The sequence below is a fragment of the Paenibacillus sp. J22FR83 genome, from assembly GCF_059691955.1.
Genome location: NZ_JCAUAM010000002.1, coordinates 1 through 16,922, shown reverse-complemented (window position 1 = coordinate 16,922; position 16,922 = coordinate 1). Strand labels below are relative to the sequence as shown.

At 47.2% G+C, this 16,922-nt stretch carries 11 protein-coding genes; all 11 read left to right on the top strand.

The genetic code is table 11. From position 1 onward, the window contains the following. The first annotated feature begins 5 nt into the window (after positions 1-5). The 11 genes from AC58PV_RS03725 (at position 6) to AC58PV_RS03675 (ending at position 15,821) form a co-directional block, all read left to right on the top strand. Complete coding sequence (locus AC58PV_RS03725) at positions 6-671, top strand: class I SAM-dependent methyltransferase (RefSeq protein ID WP_497430947.1); 666 nt, start codon at positions 6-8, stop codon at positions 669-671. Further along, positions 664-1,515, top strand: a complete 852-nt coding sequence (locus tag AC58PV_RS03720) for a DUF3473 domain-containing protein (protein ID WP_497430946.1) — start codon at positions 664-666, stop codon at positions 1,513-1,515. The genes AC58PV_RS03725 and AC58PV_RS03720 overlap by 8 nt, the downstream gene beginning before the upstream one ends. Before the next feature lie 117 nt (positions 1,516-1,632). After that, positions 1,633-3,429, top strand: a complete 1,797-nt coding sequence (gene ade, locus AC58PV_RS03715; RefSeq protein WP_497430945.1) for an adenine deaminase — start codon at positions 1,633-1,635, stop codon at positions 3,427-3,429. A 146-nt stretch (positions 3,430-3,575) separates the two neighbouring features. Continuing rightward, positions 3,576-5,402 carry an APC family permease gene (locus tag AC58PV_RS03710; RefSeq protein ID WP_497430944.1) on the top strand — a complete coding sequence of 609 codons (1,827 nt, stop codon included), beginning with the start codon at positions 3,576-3,578 and terminating at the stop codon, positions 5,400-5,402. A gap of 552 nt (positions 5,403-5,954) precedes the next feature. Next, complete coding sequence (locus AC58PV_RS03705) at positions 5,955-6,422, top strand: hypothetical protein (protein ID WP_497430943.1); 468 nt, start codon at positions 5,955-5,957, stop codon at positions 6,420-6,422. 442 nt (positions 6,423-6,864) lie between these two features. Then, positions 6,865-8,535 carry a potassium-transporting ATPase subunit KdpA gene (kdpA, locus tag AC58PV_RS03700; RefSeq protein WP_497431370.1) on the top strand — a complete coding sequence of 557 codons (1,671 nt, stop codon included), beginning with the start codon at positions 6,865-6,867 and terminating at the stop codon, positions 8,533-8,535. A gap of 38 nt (positions 8,536-8,573) precedes the next feature. Beyond that, the gene (gene kdpB / locus AC58PV_RS03695; protein WP_497430942.1) at positions 8,574-10,610 is read left to right on the top strand and encodes a potassium-transporting ATPase subunit KdpB; all 2,037 of its coding nucleotides are present in this window, start codon (positions 8,574-8,576) and stop codon (positions 10,608-10,610) included. 27 nt (positions 10,611-10,637) lie between these two features. Continuing rightward, a complete protein-coding gene (gene kdpC / locus AC58PV_RS03690; RefSeq protein WP_497430941.1) occupies positions 10,638-11,201 on the top strand; it encodes a potassium-transporting ATPase subunit KdpC in 564 nt (187 codons plus the stop codon). 72 nt (positions 11,202-11,273) lie between these two features. Then, a complete protein-coding gene (locus tag AC58PV_RS03685) occupies positions 11,274-13,580 on the top strand; it encodes a histidine kinase (RefSeq protein WP_497430940.1) in 2,307 nt (768 codons plus the stop codon). A 5-nt stretch (positions 13,581-13,585) separates the two neighbouring features. Continuing rightward, on the top strand, positions 13,586-15,094 hold the full coding sequence (locus AC58PV_RS03680) for an ATP-binding protein (RefSeq protein WP_497430939.1): 1,509 nt from the start codon (positions 13,586-13,588) through the stop codon (positions 15,092-15,094). Positions 15,095-15,122: 28 nt separating this feature from the next. Next, complete coding sequence (locus tag AC58PV_RS03675; protein ID WP_497430938.1) at positions 15,123-15,821, top strand: response regulator; 699 nt, start codon at positions 15,123-15,125, stop codon at positions 15,819-15,821. The last annotated feature ends 1,101 nt before the right edge of the window (positions 15,822-16,922 follow it).

Here is a 16,922-nt window from a genome sequence, read left to right as displayed (position 1 = left end):
AGAGAATGGCTAATCTTAGCTGGAAGCAGTATTTTGACAAGAGGGCAGAGGTTCATGGAGCTTCCGTACAATCCTCCGACTATTATAATGAGGAAAGTTTCTTTTTGCAGCGAAATCATACATTAGGTTGGCTCGGGGAGCTTCACGACAAAGAGATTCTGGATGCCGGCTGTGGTGTTGGCGCATTTAGTGAGCCTCTCGTAGGGGCCAACACGGTGTATGGGGTGGATTTCTCGGAGAGAAGCCTTGCCTTTGCCGCGGAAAGAGGTCTTCGAACTTCATCGGATGATCTAACGGCGCTTCATTTTGAAGAGGGCAAGTTCGACGTCGTGCTGTGTATCGGTGTGATTCAACTCATTGAGGAGTATCGAGCGGTTATTGCCGAGTTGGCTAGGGTGACGAAGCCTGGGGGAACGCTGCTCATAGAAACCTTGCATCGCCGGTCCTGGCAGAGGAAAGTGCTCCGATTGTTCGAGAAAACCAAAAAATTCGATCGCATGTACGCGATGGATGAATTGAAGAAAGTGTTCATAGCGCACGGATTTGAGCATATAGAGTTCTTAAAGATCTATCATCCGTTCCCTTACGTCTCCAAAGGAAGTACAGGGTGGAAAGCGCACGATCGGTTATGCACGTCATTCGCTATCAAAGGGACCAAGAGGCATGCCTAATTCTTCCAAACCGATAACGAATTTACTTACCTTTGATATTGAAGAATGGTTTCATGCCAATTATGATGGGCTGACGCCAGACCGGACGAAGGGTTCTAGTTTCCGTGCACATATGGATACCCTGCTTCAGATGTGCAGCGATGCGGGGTGTAAAGCGACCTTTTTTACACTGGGCTGTATTGGAGAAGATTATCCGGATATCGTGAAGGCTATTGCGCGGGAGGGGCATGATGTTGCTTCGCATGGGTATGCCCACGAACTAGCCTATAAGCAAACGAGAGAAGAGTTTCGGGCAGATGTTCAGAAGTCAGTCGATATACTTGAGGATCTGACGGGGACGAAGGTGCTCGGCTATCGGGCGCCGTCATGGTCCATCGTTGAAAGCAATATGGATTACCTTGAAGTACTGGAAGAGATGGGCTTCCTGTATGACGCGAGTATTTTTCCTGTCAAAACGTTCCTTTATGGCATTCCTACAGCGAAAAGGGAGATTCATAAGCCAATCGTGAACGGCAGAGAACTTCATCTCTTCGAGGTTCCCATGTCTGTCATGCGTGTTGCCGGGAGAAATGTGGGTTATTCCGGTGGGTTTTATTTCAGATTTTTCCCGGAATTCGTGATTCGCAAAGCGATGCAATCAGCCAATCGCCGAGGGGAGAGCTCCATTGTCTATCTGCATCCAAGGGAAATTGACGTCAGTGAGCATAAGCTTGATCTCCCTAGCAAAGAGCATTTTATTCATTATTATAATATCAAAGGTACGCAAGCGAAGCTGGAAAACATCTTGAAGGCATTCGCGTTTACGTCGATTTCGGAGCATTTGAAGGGGCAGTATATACGATAAATAGGAGGAGTATCCGTTATAAGAAATAGTTACAAGTTGCTCAGACAAACATTAAAGAGTACATTTATGTATTGATATATATGGATGCTCATGTAGGAGTAAAGGAGAACGAAATCTATGACGTATACCCCAAATCGAAATACATTAACGAATGTTAGCCGCATACTGGCTAAAGTTGCTATCGGAGAAGCAGCCGCCGACCTGGTTATTCAAAATGGTACCTTAGTCAACGTGCATTCTGGCGAACTTATTGCCCATATGGATATCGCGATTGCAGCGGGACGAATTGCTTATATAGGAAAGGCAGACCATACCATCGGGGCGCACACGAAACGAATCGATGCCACTGGCAAATACATGGTACCGGGCTTGCTGGACGGCCACATGCATGTGGAGAGCACGATGCTTTCCGTGACGGAATTCGCCAAAGCGGCGATCGTCAAAGGGACGACAGGGATTTTCATGGACCCGCATGAGATCGCGAATGTGTTCGGCGCCGAAGGGGTTAGACTCATGCATGAAGAGGGGCAGTCGCTGCCGCTCAAAGTGTTCACGACCTTCCCATCCTGTGTGCCAGCAACGAACGATTTGGAAGATGGCGGCGCTACTTTAGAGGTAGCGGATATTGGGGCGGGGCTGCAGTGGGACAATGTAGTTGGATTGGGTGAAGTGATGAATTTCCCCGGTGTTGTGTACGGAGATCCCAAAATGTGCGGAGAAATCGAAGCTACGCTGCACAGCGGGAAGACCGTAACGGGACATTTCCCGAGCGATGATGATCGTATGCTGCAAGCGTATCTCGCATCCGGAGTTACATCGGATCACGAGACAGTAACTCGCGAGCAGGGGCTGCATAAGGTTCGCATGGGGATGCATCTCATGATTCGGGAAGGCTCAGCGTGGCATGATGTCAAAGAAGTCATCAAGATTGTCACCGAGGATGGCGTCAATACGTCCAATATCTCGCTGGTTACCGATGACGTGAATCCGCAAACACTCGTGGAGAAAGGGCATCTCAATCATGTGGCACGACGCGCGATGGAAGAAGGCGTTCCGTCGGTTACTGCGATTCAAATGGTCACGATTAATGTGGCGCGATATTTTAAGCTGGAGCATGATGTGGGATCAATCACACCGGGGAAATGTGCCGACATCCTGTTGATGGATGACCTGCAGAAGATGGAGCCTTCCATGGTCATTACGGATGGGCAAATCATTGCAGAACAAGGCGAGCTAACAGTGGAATTCCCTGTGTTTACGTACCCGCTTCATATTCGTAATTCGATGAACGTGAAGCGTGAGTTGACGGCAGAGGACTTTAAGCTTGGGGCGGCTGCCCAGCAGACGCACACGAAAGTGAATGTCATCCGCGTGGTCGAGAATAGCGCCAGAACCGAGAAGATGTCAGCGGAGCTTGCCATTCAGGAAGGGATCATCCTGCCGGATGCTGAGCAAGATATTGTTCGTTTAGCTTGCATCGAGCGGCATCGAGGTACAGGTCAAATTTCACTTGCTTTTGCCCATGGATTTGGCGTGAAGTCTGGGGCAGTGGCCTCTACGGTAGCCCATGACAGTCACAATCTGCTCGTGATGGGCGTGAATGAAGCGGACATGGCGTTCGCTGCAAATGAGCTTGTGAAGCTCGGCGGCGGTATGATCGTAGTGGAAAATGGCAAAGTGCTGGCCCAGGTTCAGATGGCCATTGCTGGCCTTATGTCCGAGAAGGCACTGCCTGAAGTCGTCAAGGAAGTCGCCGAGATGGACAAAGCATGGCAACACATTGGCTGTACCATGAACGCCCCTTTCATGACGTTTTCCCTCATCGCGCTGCCCGTGATTCCGGAAATTCGTATATCGAATCGCGGCTTGGTTGATGTGACTCAGTTTAAGCTGATCGATGTGGAGATTGTATAACCAATCCATACAATTCAAACCTTCTCTGAACATTAGTGCATGATGCTAATGTTCTTTTTTCTATGTGGGTTACCAATATTTATAATGAATTTCATATAAATAGGGCAAACTGAAACGAACTTATCACATCAAGGTGGTGTCCTCCATTGTTGACTGATTTGAAGCGTTTATTAATAGGCCAGCCCTTGAAGTCCCATGAATTAGGCGAGCAGAAATTAAATAAGAAGAAAGCCTTGGCTATTCTTTCTTCTGATGCCCTCTCCTCGGTAGCATACGGTCCTGAGCAGATTCTACTTGTTCTAATTACGATTAGCGCAGCAGCGTTCTGGTATACGATTCCAATCGCTTGCGGAGTTCTGTTTCTCTTGGTTGCTCTTATTTTGTCCTATCGACAAATCATCTTTGCTTACCCCCAAGGGGGCGGTGCTTATGTCGTCTCGAAAGAGAACCTGGGCATGAACGCCGGGTTGTTTGCAGGCGGATCGTTATTGGTCGATTACATCTTGACCGTAGCGGTAAGTATATCCGCAGGAACCGATGCGATCACCTCAGCTTTTCCAAGCTTACATAGCTACACGGTACCGATTGCTCTGGCACTCGTCTTGTTTATTACAATTCTCAATCTACGTGGAATCACCGAATCGGCCTCCGTTTTGGCGTATCCTGTGTATTTGTTTGTGGTGGCGTTGTTTATCCTGATTGGGATTGGTTTGTTCAAAATTCTGACAGGTCAAATTTCTCCAGATTTGCATGCACCTTTAGGGACACCTGTTGCGGGTATTTCCTTATTCATCCTGCTAAGAGCCTTCTCCTCAGGGAGCTCAGCGTTAACGGGGGTAGAGGCGATATCCAATGCGATACCGAACTTCAAAGCGCCTGCCCCGCAAAATGCTTCCAAAACATTAATGGCCATGGGGATGCTACTCGCGATTTTGTTCGCAGGTATCATCTACTTGGCTTACTACTATGGTATTGCACCGCTTGAGAAGGAAACGGTCGTTTCTCAGATTGCGACGGTGACATTCGGCCGAGGAGTGATGTATTATATCGTCCAAGGTACTACCGCGATGATTCTTGTTCTCGCCGCGAATACGGGATATTCCGCATTTCCTTTGCTCGCAGTTAATCTGGCCAAAGATAAATTTATCGCTAGAATGTTTACGATGCGCGGCGACAGATTAGGCTATTCGAATGGGATTATTTTTTTGGCGGTTACTTCCATGCTGTTAATCATCGTGTTCAAGGGGCAAACGGAGCAGTTAATTCCACTCTATGCTGTCGGGGTGTTTATCCCTTTTACACTGGCTCAGACAGGTATGCTGGTAAAATGGTTTCGGGAGAGACCCAGAGGTTGGCTGCTTAAATTGGCGGTCAATTTGGTAGGCGCATGTATGAGCTTCATCGTCATGATGATCTTCTTTATCACCAAGTTTGGCCAAGTGTGGAGTGTGCTCATTTTCCTCCCGCTGATCGTTTTTATTTTTCATCAAATCAAAAAGCATTACGATGCGATCGCGGAACAATTGCGACTCACTTCTTGTGAACCTGCCTTCCCGATTGAGGGCAATGTGATGATAGTGCCTGTAGCGGGCTTCACACATGTCGTGGAGAACTCGTTGAATTATGCCAAATCGCTGTCACCTGATCAAATTATCGCGGTGTATGTGGCCTTTGAACGGGACGATGAGAAGAAGTTCGAGGAGAAATGGCAGAAGTGGCAGCCTGATGTGCGCTTAGTTACGCTGCATTCCCACTATCGAAGTATTGTCCATCCCTTGACCAAATTCATCGATACGGTGGAACACAAAGCTACGGAATCTAATTTCCGTGTAACGGTGATTATTCCGCAGTTTATCCCGAAGAAGAACTGGCATAATATCCTCCACAATCAATCCAGTTTGTTGATAAGGGCGTTCCTGTTGTATAAACGGAATTTGGTTGTGACGACCGTGCCGTATCATTTGAAAAAGTAGCGCGCTTCCCGCTCCCACCTCAGCAGCCAATAGTCCGAATTTACCGAACTATTTGTTATGCTTATCTCCTGAAATCTCCATTAGTCCGAAAAGGCCGAACTAAATCACCTCAAACCCTCCACACAAAGGGAAAACGGGGAATTAGTTCGGCAAAATCGGACTATTTATCGTTTTTAAGAAGGAATCGTCGATTTAATTCGGATAAATCGGACTATCGCAACTTTGCCGCGTTTCTCCCCATCTCACTCTCTCATTGTAGAACCGAATCGTATAAAAACGGGGTAAAAACCCGCCAGCAATCTATAAAAATCTAATAAAAAAGAGAGAGAAGTGAAGCAAACTGGAGCATTTACATCGATAATACATGTTAGGCTCGTTTGAATCCGCTTTCACTCACCAGAAACCCATGAAAATTGCGAAATTACGCCCGTCACAGCTTTTTACAATTTCGGGTGAGGAGGCGTAACATACGTTTCAATAACTTTACATGGCGTTCTGGTAACGCTGAGGTCCCGTCTTTCTACCAACTTAGTAGGAGAGTGAAATGTCGTTATGTATCCCAAACCCCTGACACTTGTAAGAGAAGCAGATGCAGGTATTGAACTTAACAAGGCATGTACAATTACCCGAATTGAATGTTTTCAGTTGGATGGTGAATTAGCGGATCTCCTGGTACCTGGGCATGACATGGATTGTCACTGTGGTTTAGTGGCGATAACAACGAATAAGGGTGCGTGTGGTTTAGGGAAATTTGTACTGCCATGGGGCAGCTGGAAAGGGGATTTCGTACAATGGGCTGTTGTGTTTCAGAGGCTCAAGGGGCTTAATTTGTCGGAAGGTTTGCAATATGTTCATCACAAAGAGGAGGCGTGGGGGGCGGATCGAACACATCTGTTGGAATCAGCCTTAACGGACGCAGCGGATAAGCTTGCGAGCGCATCCCATGGCCAACCATCAGCTAGCCTTCAATGGGACCGCACGTATTTGTTCGAGCATTCTGGGGCGTATATTTCATTCTAGGGTCCCGACTTTTCTTAAAACCAAAAGCATCTTCAACCACTTTTTTGCGTGGAGGAGGTGCTTTTTTTCAGTTTCCGTATAGGCCATTTTTATGTTTTTTTTATACAAAACACAGGGATTCTTTACCCCTAATTTATAGGATTCGGCGTTACAATGATTCAGGAAAGAGGGCGGTGATTACCATGTACAGCGACGTCACAATGATTTTGTTATTCGCAGTTACCTTTCTAGGGTTCTGGGGATTTGTAACATATTGCGAAAAAGCTTGAGCATCAGGCTTACGAGTCGTTTCAAGCCAAACTTTAGGAGGCAGCCAGATGATCGTTATTGGACTCATTGGATGTGCGATTATGGCATATCTCGGCTTTGTTTTAGTCAAACCAGAGAAATTCTAAGTGTAGATTATGAGCTTATGTAAGCAGAGGGAGAACCTACTATGGGTATGGGATTGTTACAGGTAGTCGTCACACTAGGGATTATCATACTGTTGGTAAAACCTATGGGCATCTACTTGGTCAAAGTGTTTGGCTCTGAAAAGAGTGGTCTTGATCGTGTTTTTGGCCCCTTAGAGCGTGTATCTTATCGCATCATGGGTGTTAAAGAAGACGAAGCCATGGGATGGAAAAAGTATGTAGGAGCCGTCCTGTTAGTTAACTTTGTCATGATGCTGCTTATGTACGCTGTGTTTCGGCTTCAGAAATACTTACCGCTTAACCCTGATGGCATAGGTAATATGCCTCCGGCACTCGCTTTCAATACAGCCGTTTCATTCATTACGAATACGAACTGGCAAGCTTACAGCGGTGAAAATGCCCTATCCTATTTATCACAAATGGTGGGTCTTACGTTCCCGATGTTTACTTCGGCAGCCACTGGATTTGCGATTGCAGTTGCTTTCACACGCGGTTTAGTTGGTCGTCAAGACAATCTTGGGAATTTTTATGTAGACATAACTAGGGCAATTACACGCGTATTCTTGCCACTAAGTTTCCTTGTTGCTTTGTTCCTTGTTTTTCAAGGTGTTCCACAAACCCTGCTGGGTGCCGTACAAGCAACAACGATTGAAGGTGCAGGGCAGACCATTACCCGTGGTTTAGTCGCTTCGTTTGAATCGATTAAACACATAGGCACCAACGGTGGTGGTTGGTTCGGCACGAATGCCGCGCATCCTTTTGAAAATCCAACGCCTGTTGCGAACTTGATTCATATCATTTGCATGATGCTCCTGCCTACCTCGCTGGTGTATGCATTCGGACTCATGATCAAGAACAAAAAGCAGGGCTGGACGATCTTTGCTGCGATGGGGATTATTTTCGTAGTGATGGTCGCTACGGTTTTCTATGCGGAATACCGGGGTGTGCCTGCGGTAGATGCATTAGGCATACATGGGAACATGGAGGGCAAAGAAGTGCGATTCGGGCTGTCCGAGTCCGCCGTATTCACAGCCGTAACCACGGCTGCAACAACAGGCAGTGTCAACAATATGCATGAGTCGCTTACGCCTCTCGGAAGCCTTGTTCCTTTGGCTCAAATGATGTTGAACAATGTGTTCGGAGGTAAAGGAGTAGGTTTGTTAAACGGTTTGCTTTATTTGATCCTAACCGTATTTATCTGCGGATTGATGGTAGGGCGTACGCCAGAGTTCCTAGGTAAGAAGATTGAAGGAAAAGAGATGAAGCTAGCGGCTATCGCGCTTCTTACTCACCCGCTTATTATTCTTGCACCGACAGCCTGGGCACTCATTCGGCCTGAATCGATTGCGTCCATAGCCAATCAGGGCACGCATGGTCTCTCTGAGGTGCTGTATGCTTTCACATCGGGTGCAGCTAATAATGGATCGGCCTTTGGTGGCCTGACGGCAAATACGAACTTTTACAACTTGGGCATTGGGTTGGTCATGCTGTTCGGACGTTACATTTCGATTATCGCGATGCTAGCCATTGCGGGATCACTTGCTACGAAGCGAATCGTTCCTGTTACGACAGGCACACTTCGGACGAATACGCCTTTATTTATGGGCATTATGATCATGATTATGCTAGTTATTGGTGCTCTAACGTTCTTCCCGGCGCTGGCATTGGGGCCGATTGCGGAACATTTGGCTGCGCGTTAAACGGATAGACGTCATAGAGATGGAGGATTGATTGGACTGTGGAACGTAAAAAAACAATAACGAAAGACATTATGAATCAAGCCATACTGGATTCGTTTAAAAAATGTAATCCTTGGGTCATGATGAAAAATCCCGTCATGTTTGTGGTGGAGATTGGTACGGTCATTACCCTTCTACTATCCTTTGCACCTGAGTTGTTTGGTAGCTCGGAGGTAGGGAGAGGTTATAACATCGCCGTTTTCTTGATTTTGTTGTTTACCTTGCTCTTCGCTAACTTCGCCGAAGCCTTGGCGGAAGGTCGTGGGAAAGCTCAAGCTGATTCCCTGCGGAAGACCAAATCCGATACGATGGCTCGTTTGGTGCAAAGGGATGGCACTTATAAGCAAGTATCATCGACTTCACTTCGTAAAGGCGATGTGGTACGCATTGAAATTGGCGAGATCATCCCGTCCGACGGTGAAATTATTGAAGGTTTAGCTTCCATTGACGAGTCAGCCATTACAGGTGAATCTGCCCCGGTTATTAAGGAAGCAGGCGGCGATTTCTCATCGGTGACAGGCGGTACTCGGGTAGCTTCAGACTATATCGTTGTCAAAGTGTTGACGGATCCTGGCGAGTCCTTCTTGGATCGGATGATTGCACTCGTCGAGGGCGCCAAACGGCAGAAAACGCCGAACGAAATTGCGTTAACAACGCTCCTTGCTGTACTGACACTGATCTTCATAATTGTCATTATGACGATGGTTCCGATGGCATCCTATTTGAACGTAAAATTAGAAATTTCCACGCTGATTGCCTTGCTCGTATGTCTCATTCCAACGACAATCGGTGGACTCTTATCCGCGATTGGTATAGCTGGGATGGATCGTGTGACACAGTTTAACGTGCTGGCAATGTCAGGTAAAGCGGTTGAAGCAGCTGGCGATATCGATACGATGATTCTGGACAAAACAGGGACGATTACCTTCGGGAATCGGATGGCTTCTGAGTTTCTACCTGTTGGTGGCAGATCGGTGAAAGACATTACCTTTGCAGCGCTGCAAGCGTCTGTGAAGGATGAAACGCCAGAAGGACGTTCGATTGTGGAGCTGGCGCATAAACTCGGCGAATCTTGGCAAGCGGATCACTACTCGGATGCAGAAGTGGTGGAGTTCACCGCTGAAACACGGATGTCAGGACTTGATCTAGCCGATGGTGTGAAATTCCGCAAAGGTGCGGTTGATGCGATTAAGAAGTATGTCACTGCGCATGGTGGCACAATTCCCGCTGACTTAGAAGCGATAACGAACCGAATCGCAAAAGCAGGAGGCACGCCCCTCGCGGTTGCGATTAACGAGCGAATCTATGGTGTTATTTACCTGAAGGACACGGTAAAACCAGGGTTGAAGGAACGATTCGCAGAGCTTCGCGCAATGGGGATCAAAACCGTCATGTGCACCGGAGACAACCCGCTTACCGCTGCAACAATCGCACTTGAGGCCGGTGTGGATGAGTTTATTGCTGAAGCGAAGCCGGAAGATAAAATCGCGGCGATCAAGAAAGAGCAGCAAGAAGGCAAGCTTGTCGCCATGACAGGCGACGGCACGAATGACGCTCCTGCGCTCGCTCAAGCGGACGTAGGACTGGCGATGAATTCAGGGACGATGGCAGCTAAAGAAGCGGCTAACATGATCGATCTGGATTCCGATCCGACCAAGCTGCTATCGGTGATCTCCATTGGTAAGCAACTGCTAATTACCCGCGGGGCTTTGACGACGTTCTCGATTGCCAACGACATTGCGAAATACTTCGCGATCATTCCTGCGATGTTCATTCTAGCTCTGCCGCAGATGCAGGCGTTGAATATTATGCACCTGGCGTCGCCGGAATCGGCCATTCTATCCGCTTTAATTTTCAATGCCATCATCATCCCGCTGTTGATCCCTATTGCTATGAAGGGTGTTAAGTACCGGGCGATGTCAGCTAACCGATTATTGTCACGTAATATTGTGCTCTACGGTATCGGTGGTGTGGTTGTGCCATTCATCGGGATTAAAATCATTGATATGGTGCTTCACGGTTTGAATATTGTGTAGAGAGAAAGAGAAATGAGGAGATTGCATATGAAATCGGTTATGATCGCCCTTCGTGTGTCGTTGTTGTTCATGATCGTCTGTGGACTGATCTACCCACTTGCTACGACAGGGGTGGCTCAAGTTTTATTTCCCAAACAAGCAAATGGCAGTCTCATAGAATCAGGTGGTACGGTTATTGGATCGGAATTGCTGGCTCAAAACTTCGAGTCTCCAAAGTTGTTCCATCCAAGAGCCTCAGCAGCCAAGTATGATCCTACAGCATCATCTGGCTCCAATACAGTGGTAGCTTCCAGCGATTATGCCGCAGCTCTGGCCGAGAAAATTGCTGCAATTAAGGCTGAGAATCCTACACTTGAGGAGATCCCAGTAGACTTAGTTACGGTTTCTGGTTCAGGCTTCGATCCGGACTTGTCACCCGAGGGAGCGAAAGCCCAAGTGTCAAGAATTAGCAAGGAAACGGGGATCACCGTGAATGAGCTCAATGATTTAATTGACCACATGTCAAAACAACGACAGTTGGGGATATTCGGTGAACCCAGGGTCAATGTGACTGAATTGAATAGGGAATTGCTCAAACAAGTGAAATTGTGACCGCAGCCAACCACTCTCAATAGGTGAGAGTGGTTTCTGTACATTTTAGAGACAGGGGAGGAGGTGCGCGTTATGGATGGTTTCAAAAGAAAAACACCCGAAGAGATCCTATTATCCATCTCCAAACTGCACCGCGGCAGCTTCAAAATCTATATTGGGGCAGTTAGCGGATCAGGTAAAACCTATCATATGCTGCGTGAAGGGCATAACCTCAAGGGGCAAGGGATCGATGTCGTGATATGTGCGGTCTCAACGCGCCAACGACCGGAAACCGTGGAACAATTGGGGGACTTGGAGCGTGTCCCTAGCATTCATTGGATAAAAGACGGCGTGGAACAAAAGGATCTGAACTTGGAAGCCTTACTCGAAAGAAATCCTGAAGTTGTACTCGTTGATGGACTTGCTCATCAGAACCGTGAGGGAGCCCCATTCCCAACTAGGCTCGAAGATATTACCTATTTGCTCTCGCACGATATTAGCGTGATCTCCACGGTGAATGTCTATGAGTTAGAGGGTGCGATGGAGGTTGCTCATAAACTGACGGGTATTGAAGTCGGACACTGCGTTCCCTCTGATACCTTGGAGCTGGCTGATGAGGTGAGACTCATTGATGCAACGCCAGAAACGATCCTAGCTCGGTTAGGCGAGGGGCATTTGAAGGGAAACAGGGATGCTGCCCTATTTAAACGCGGTAATTTAGGTGTGTTGCGAGAACTGGCGCTTCGTCTTGTTGCTGAGGATGTGAATGATTCTTTGGAGGCTCATCGTGAACAAATGGGGTTCGAAGGGCCATCTGGCGCGACGGAACGTATACTGGTTACAACCCAATATCACTGGAATGGTTCCATTTATGTACGCCGAGGTCAACAAATCGCGAAGCGCTTGAATGGTGATCTGCATGTCGTTACGCTGCGTAAACAAGGTAAAACGCTTAGCAAAGAAGCTGCTGCTTTTCGAAGGTCAATCATGAAGCTTGTAGAGAAAGTTGGCGGTAAGTTTGAAGAACTGCCGCTTACGTATCGTCGCTGTATTCCTCGGATTCTTGTAGACTATGCCTACGCAAATCATGTTACACGTATCGTCTTAGGGCATTCCAAACAAACGAGGTGGCAAACTTGGATTCAAGGATCCGTGATTAATGGCGTGCTAAAAAGAACCAAAAATATCGACGTTTTTCTGGTAGCGGATCGTGCTTCTCAAGAGGGAGAGCGAATTCTCCCTGCTCATATTCACACACCGAAGGAGCCTTACAAGTATAGACGTCTAAGTAAACAAGAAGTGGAAGCGAAAATTGAAAAAATCAAACGTGGCCGATTCAAGGTTTATATTGGCGCTGCGCCTGGTGTCGGTAAAACGTACACGATGCTGCGGGAAGGCAATGATTTGCTTAAGAAGGGGATCGATGTGAAGATTGGTTTGCTTGAAACACATGGAAGGAAAGAGACGATAGGGCAAGTAGGCGATCTTGACATTGTGCCGCGGGCTCTGAACGACTATCAAGGTATAAGGCTGGAAGAGATGGATACAGCAGCTATTATTCGTCTGCGACCAGAAGTGGTGTTAGTTGATGAACTTGCTCACACTAACGTACCAGGGAGTAAGAATAAGAAACGCTATGAAGATGTGCTGGAGATTCTGGAAGCTGGCATTTCAGTTATCTCGACTGTCAACGTGCAGCACGTGGAGAGTCTGAATGATGCTGTGGAGCATATAACGGGGATTCGCGTACGTGAAACCGTACCAGATAGTCTGCTGCGCACGGCAGATGAAGTTCAGTTAATTGACGTTGCCCCAGAAGCGTTGCAGCTTCGTATGAGAACCGGTAAGATCTATGCAATGGTCAAAGTAGATGAAGCGTTAAATAACTTTTTTAAAACAGGGAATCTGATCGCTTTACGGGAATTAGCATTGCGTGAAATTGCGGATGATGTGGATGAACGTCTAGAATCGATGGAGCGTAAGAGCTCTTTGCGGGGGCCTTGGCGAAGGAAAGAAGCCATTTACGTGTGTGTGACAGACATTTTGCAGGCGGATCGTTTAATTCGGCGAGGGTTTCGTATTGCGCATCGGCTTAAGGCAGTTTGGCATGTATGTTTTATTGCGGCTCGGGATTTGGACGATGAGTGTTGGGAGGCAAAGCTAGGGGGATTACAGAAGCTTACCCTTCGCTTGGGAGGCGAATTTTCGTATCAAAACGTAGCGAAGCGCAGCCACATTCCACGTGTATTTGCAGCGAAAGCAAGTAACGCTAGAGCTACACAAATCATCGTATGGAAAGACGATTTTGTCAGAAAGCTCTTGCCGCATACAAGCACAATGGATGTGCTCATTGTTGCCCACTATGATTCGTGGCAAACTTCTCGAAATAGGGTAAAATAAGCCTTATGGACACTCAAAAAAATGAACATGCTTATTGGCAATCTTATGGTGTGACGGCACTTTTTATCGTTGTGATGACGATAGGTATTAAAGGGTTTGAATCCTTCTTCGATCTAGTCAATATATCGTTACTTTATTTATTTCCTGTGCTGTTTAGCGCAGTTCGTTGGGGGAGGGGGCCCTCTTTCTTCGCTGCTGGACTAGGCGTATTGGTGGTAGATTTCTTATTTGTCCCACCTACGCTTAGTCTGTCGGTTTCTGATTTACGTTATCTGCTTACGTTTATTGTGTACGTATGTGTGGCTGGTTTGACGTCAAGTCTTGCTTCCAAGCTTAGAAATCAATTCCATCAAGCACAGCAGAAAGAAGCGAGTACAGCTGCCCTGTATGCGTTAAGTAGTAAGATCACAGCGATATCAGATCTAGAGATGTTGCTGAGGCTGATTGTTCAACATGTTTCGGATACTTTGGATACGAGGGTTGCTATTTTTATGCTCAACCAAGAGGGTGTACAGCAGGTAGAAGCTTATTCAAAGGAAGATTGGGCAAGTGATGACGCGCACCTAACTATCGCCGGATGGGTGAGTGATCACAATACGATTGCGGGACGAGGGACGCGAACATTGAGTGAATCCTCGGATTTGTATGTTCCGTTGGCGACAGACCAGCAGGTGCATGGTGTGCTCGCTGTACACGTCAGTGATCGACCGATCTCCGATATGCCAGAGCTGATCCGTGAGATTGAAGCATTATCAGACCTTGCAGCCGTGGCGATTTCTCGGGTCAAGCTCGCAGATGCGGCCAAAGTGGCCCAATTAACTGCCGAGTCGGAGAAGCTCCGCACAGCACTGCTAGATTCGCTCTCTCATGAATTACGTACACCGCTGGCTACAATCATTGGCTCTGTCACAGGGTTACTCGAAGGGGAGGACGTCTTTAGTCCTGAGGATCGGCGAGAGTTATTGCTGACAACCCGTGAGGGAGCTACCCGTATGAATAGACTCGTTGGGAATTTGCTCGGCATGGTTCGGATTGAGAGCGGGATGATGCGTTTGAACAAAATGTGGTGCGGGATCGAAGATGTTGTTGGCGTCGCTTTGTCACAATTGAAGGATTCTCTGCAGAATAGAGTCGTTAGTGTTGTTCTGGATCCGGATCTGCCATCCGTTCCGCTGGATGAAGTGCTCATGGAGCAAGTGCTGTTGAATGTCATCAGCAATGCGGTCAAGTATTCATCTGAGGGCAGCGAAATTCGTCTTGAAGCAGTGAAAGATGGCGAAAGGCTCTGTCTGACAATTACCGATGAAGGAGCAGGCATTCTTCCAGGAGATCGGGAACGAGTATTTGAGAAGTTCTATCGGGGCGATCGGACCAAACATATTCCTGGGACAGGATTGGGACTCGCAATCTGTAAGAGTATTGTAGAAGCGCATGGCGGTTCCATTACAGCTAATGCGAGGAAAGATGGCGGGCAGGGCACGGTGATCGAACTGAGCTTGCCTTTATCACAGTAGAAATTCGCTAAGCGGGAAGGAGAGAACGATGACAACCACAGGGGCGAAAATTCTAGTGATTGATGACGAGGCACAAATCCGTAAATTATTGCGGGTCACGTTAACTGCGCACGGTTTTGAAACGGCCGAAGCGGCAACGGGGCAGGATGGCTTACTGCAGGCAGCGATGTTCCGGCCGGATCTCATCGTGTTAGATTTGGGGCTGCCGGATATAACCGGCATGGCGGTGTTGGACGGCATTCGTGAATGGTCGAATGTGCCCATCATTATTCTCACAGCGCAAGATCAAGAGCCTGATAAGGTCGCTGCTTTGGATCGCGGCGCAGACGATTATGTGACGAAGCCATTCGGCATGGGCGAATTCATGGCCCGCATGCGTGTGGCGCTTCGGCATATCGCCAAGGCGCCGGATGAGCCTGTGCTGAAGCTCGGCCAGCTGGTCATTGACTTGGCCAAGCGCAGCGTCGAGCTGCGTGGCGAGAAGCTGAGGCTCACGCCAACTGAGTATGATTTACTCAAGGTGCTTGCCGTTAATGCTGGGCGTGTCATGACGCATAAGCAGCTGCTCAAGCAAGTATGGGGCGGTCAGCAGTATGAATCTGACAGCCAATACCTTCGCGTATATGTAGGACACCTACGGAAGAAGATTGAAACAGACCCGGCCAGACCACAGTACATATTGACGGAGCCGGGGATTGGGTATCGATTTGCTTGGCAGGAGAGATAGCGAAGTAGCAAGCGTCTAACCCCGCGATGGCGTGGGGCTGGACGCTTTTTACTATAGGTAGAAGTAAAAGTAGAAGTAGAAGTAGAAGTAAAAGTAGAAGTAGAAGTAGAAGTAGAAGTAGAAGTAAAAGTAAAAGTAAAAGTAAAAGTAGTAGAGTTGGCGCTCAGTTGAGTAGCTAGCTTTCAAATAAATGTAAAATATACAGTTAAATTCGCCGTATTTCCTGAAATTCCACGATTAGATGGAAAATGTACATCTATTTTGGTGAGGGTTGGTTGTTTAGTGCGAATTGGCCGGAATTAACTGTAGGAAATCCATCTATTGCTGCCAAACGGGGAAAATCAGCAGGAATAGCTACATAAAATCCATTTAATTTGTTTGCAGCGGCGGAGCTAGGTTAGACGGTAGCGGAGGGGGTAGAATGTAGAAGTATTAATAGAAGTGGAAGTGGAAGTGGAAGTAGAAGTAAAAGTAGTAGTAGAAGTAGAAGTAGAAGTAGAAGTAGTAGTAGAAGTAGTAGAATTGGCGCTCAGTTGAGTAGCTAGCATTCAATTAAATGTAAAAAGTACAGTTAAATTCGCCCTATTTCCTGAAATTCCACGATTAGATGGAAAATGTACATCTATTTTGGGTGATGGTTTGTTGTTTAGTCTATATTGGCAGGAATTAACTGTAGGAAATCCATCTATTGCTCCCAAATGAGGAAAATCAGCAAGAATAGCTACATAAAATCCATTTAATTTGTTTTGGGGCGGCGGAGCAAGGTTAGACGGTAGCGGAGGGGGGAGAAAGTAGAGGTATGAGTAGAAGTAGAAGTAAGTAAAAGTAAGTAAAAGTAGAATTGGCACTCAGTTGAGTAGCTAGCATTCAATTAAATGTAAAAGGTACAGTTAAAATCGCCGTATTTGCTGAGATTTCACGATTAGATGGAAAATGTACATCTATTTTGGTGAGGGTCGGCGGTTTAGTCCATATTGGCCGGAATTAACTGTAGTCTCCCCGCCGCTACGCGACGATATGATGAATGAAAATGTGTAGTTTGTGCGGTTCGTTCTGCTTCATTGCGTGTTTTGCTGTCAATACTTGTTAGTATGGCTGGCG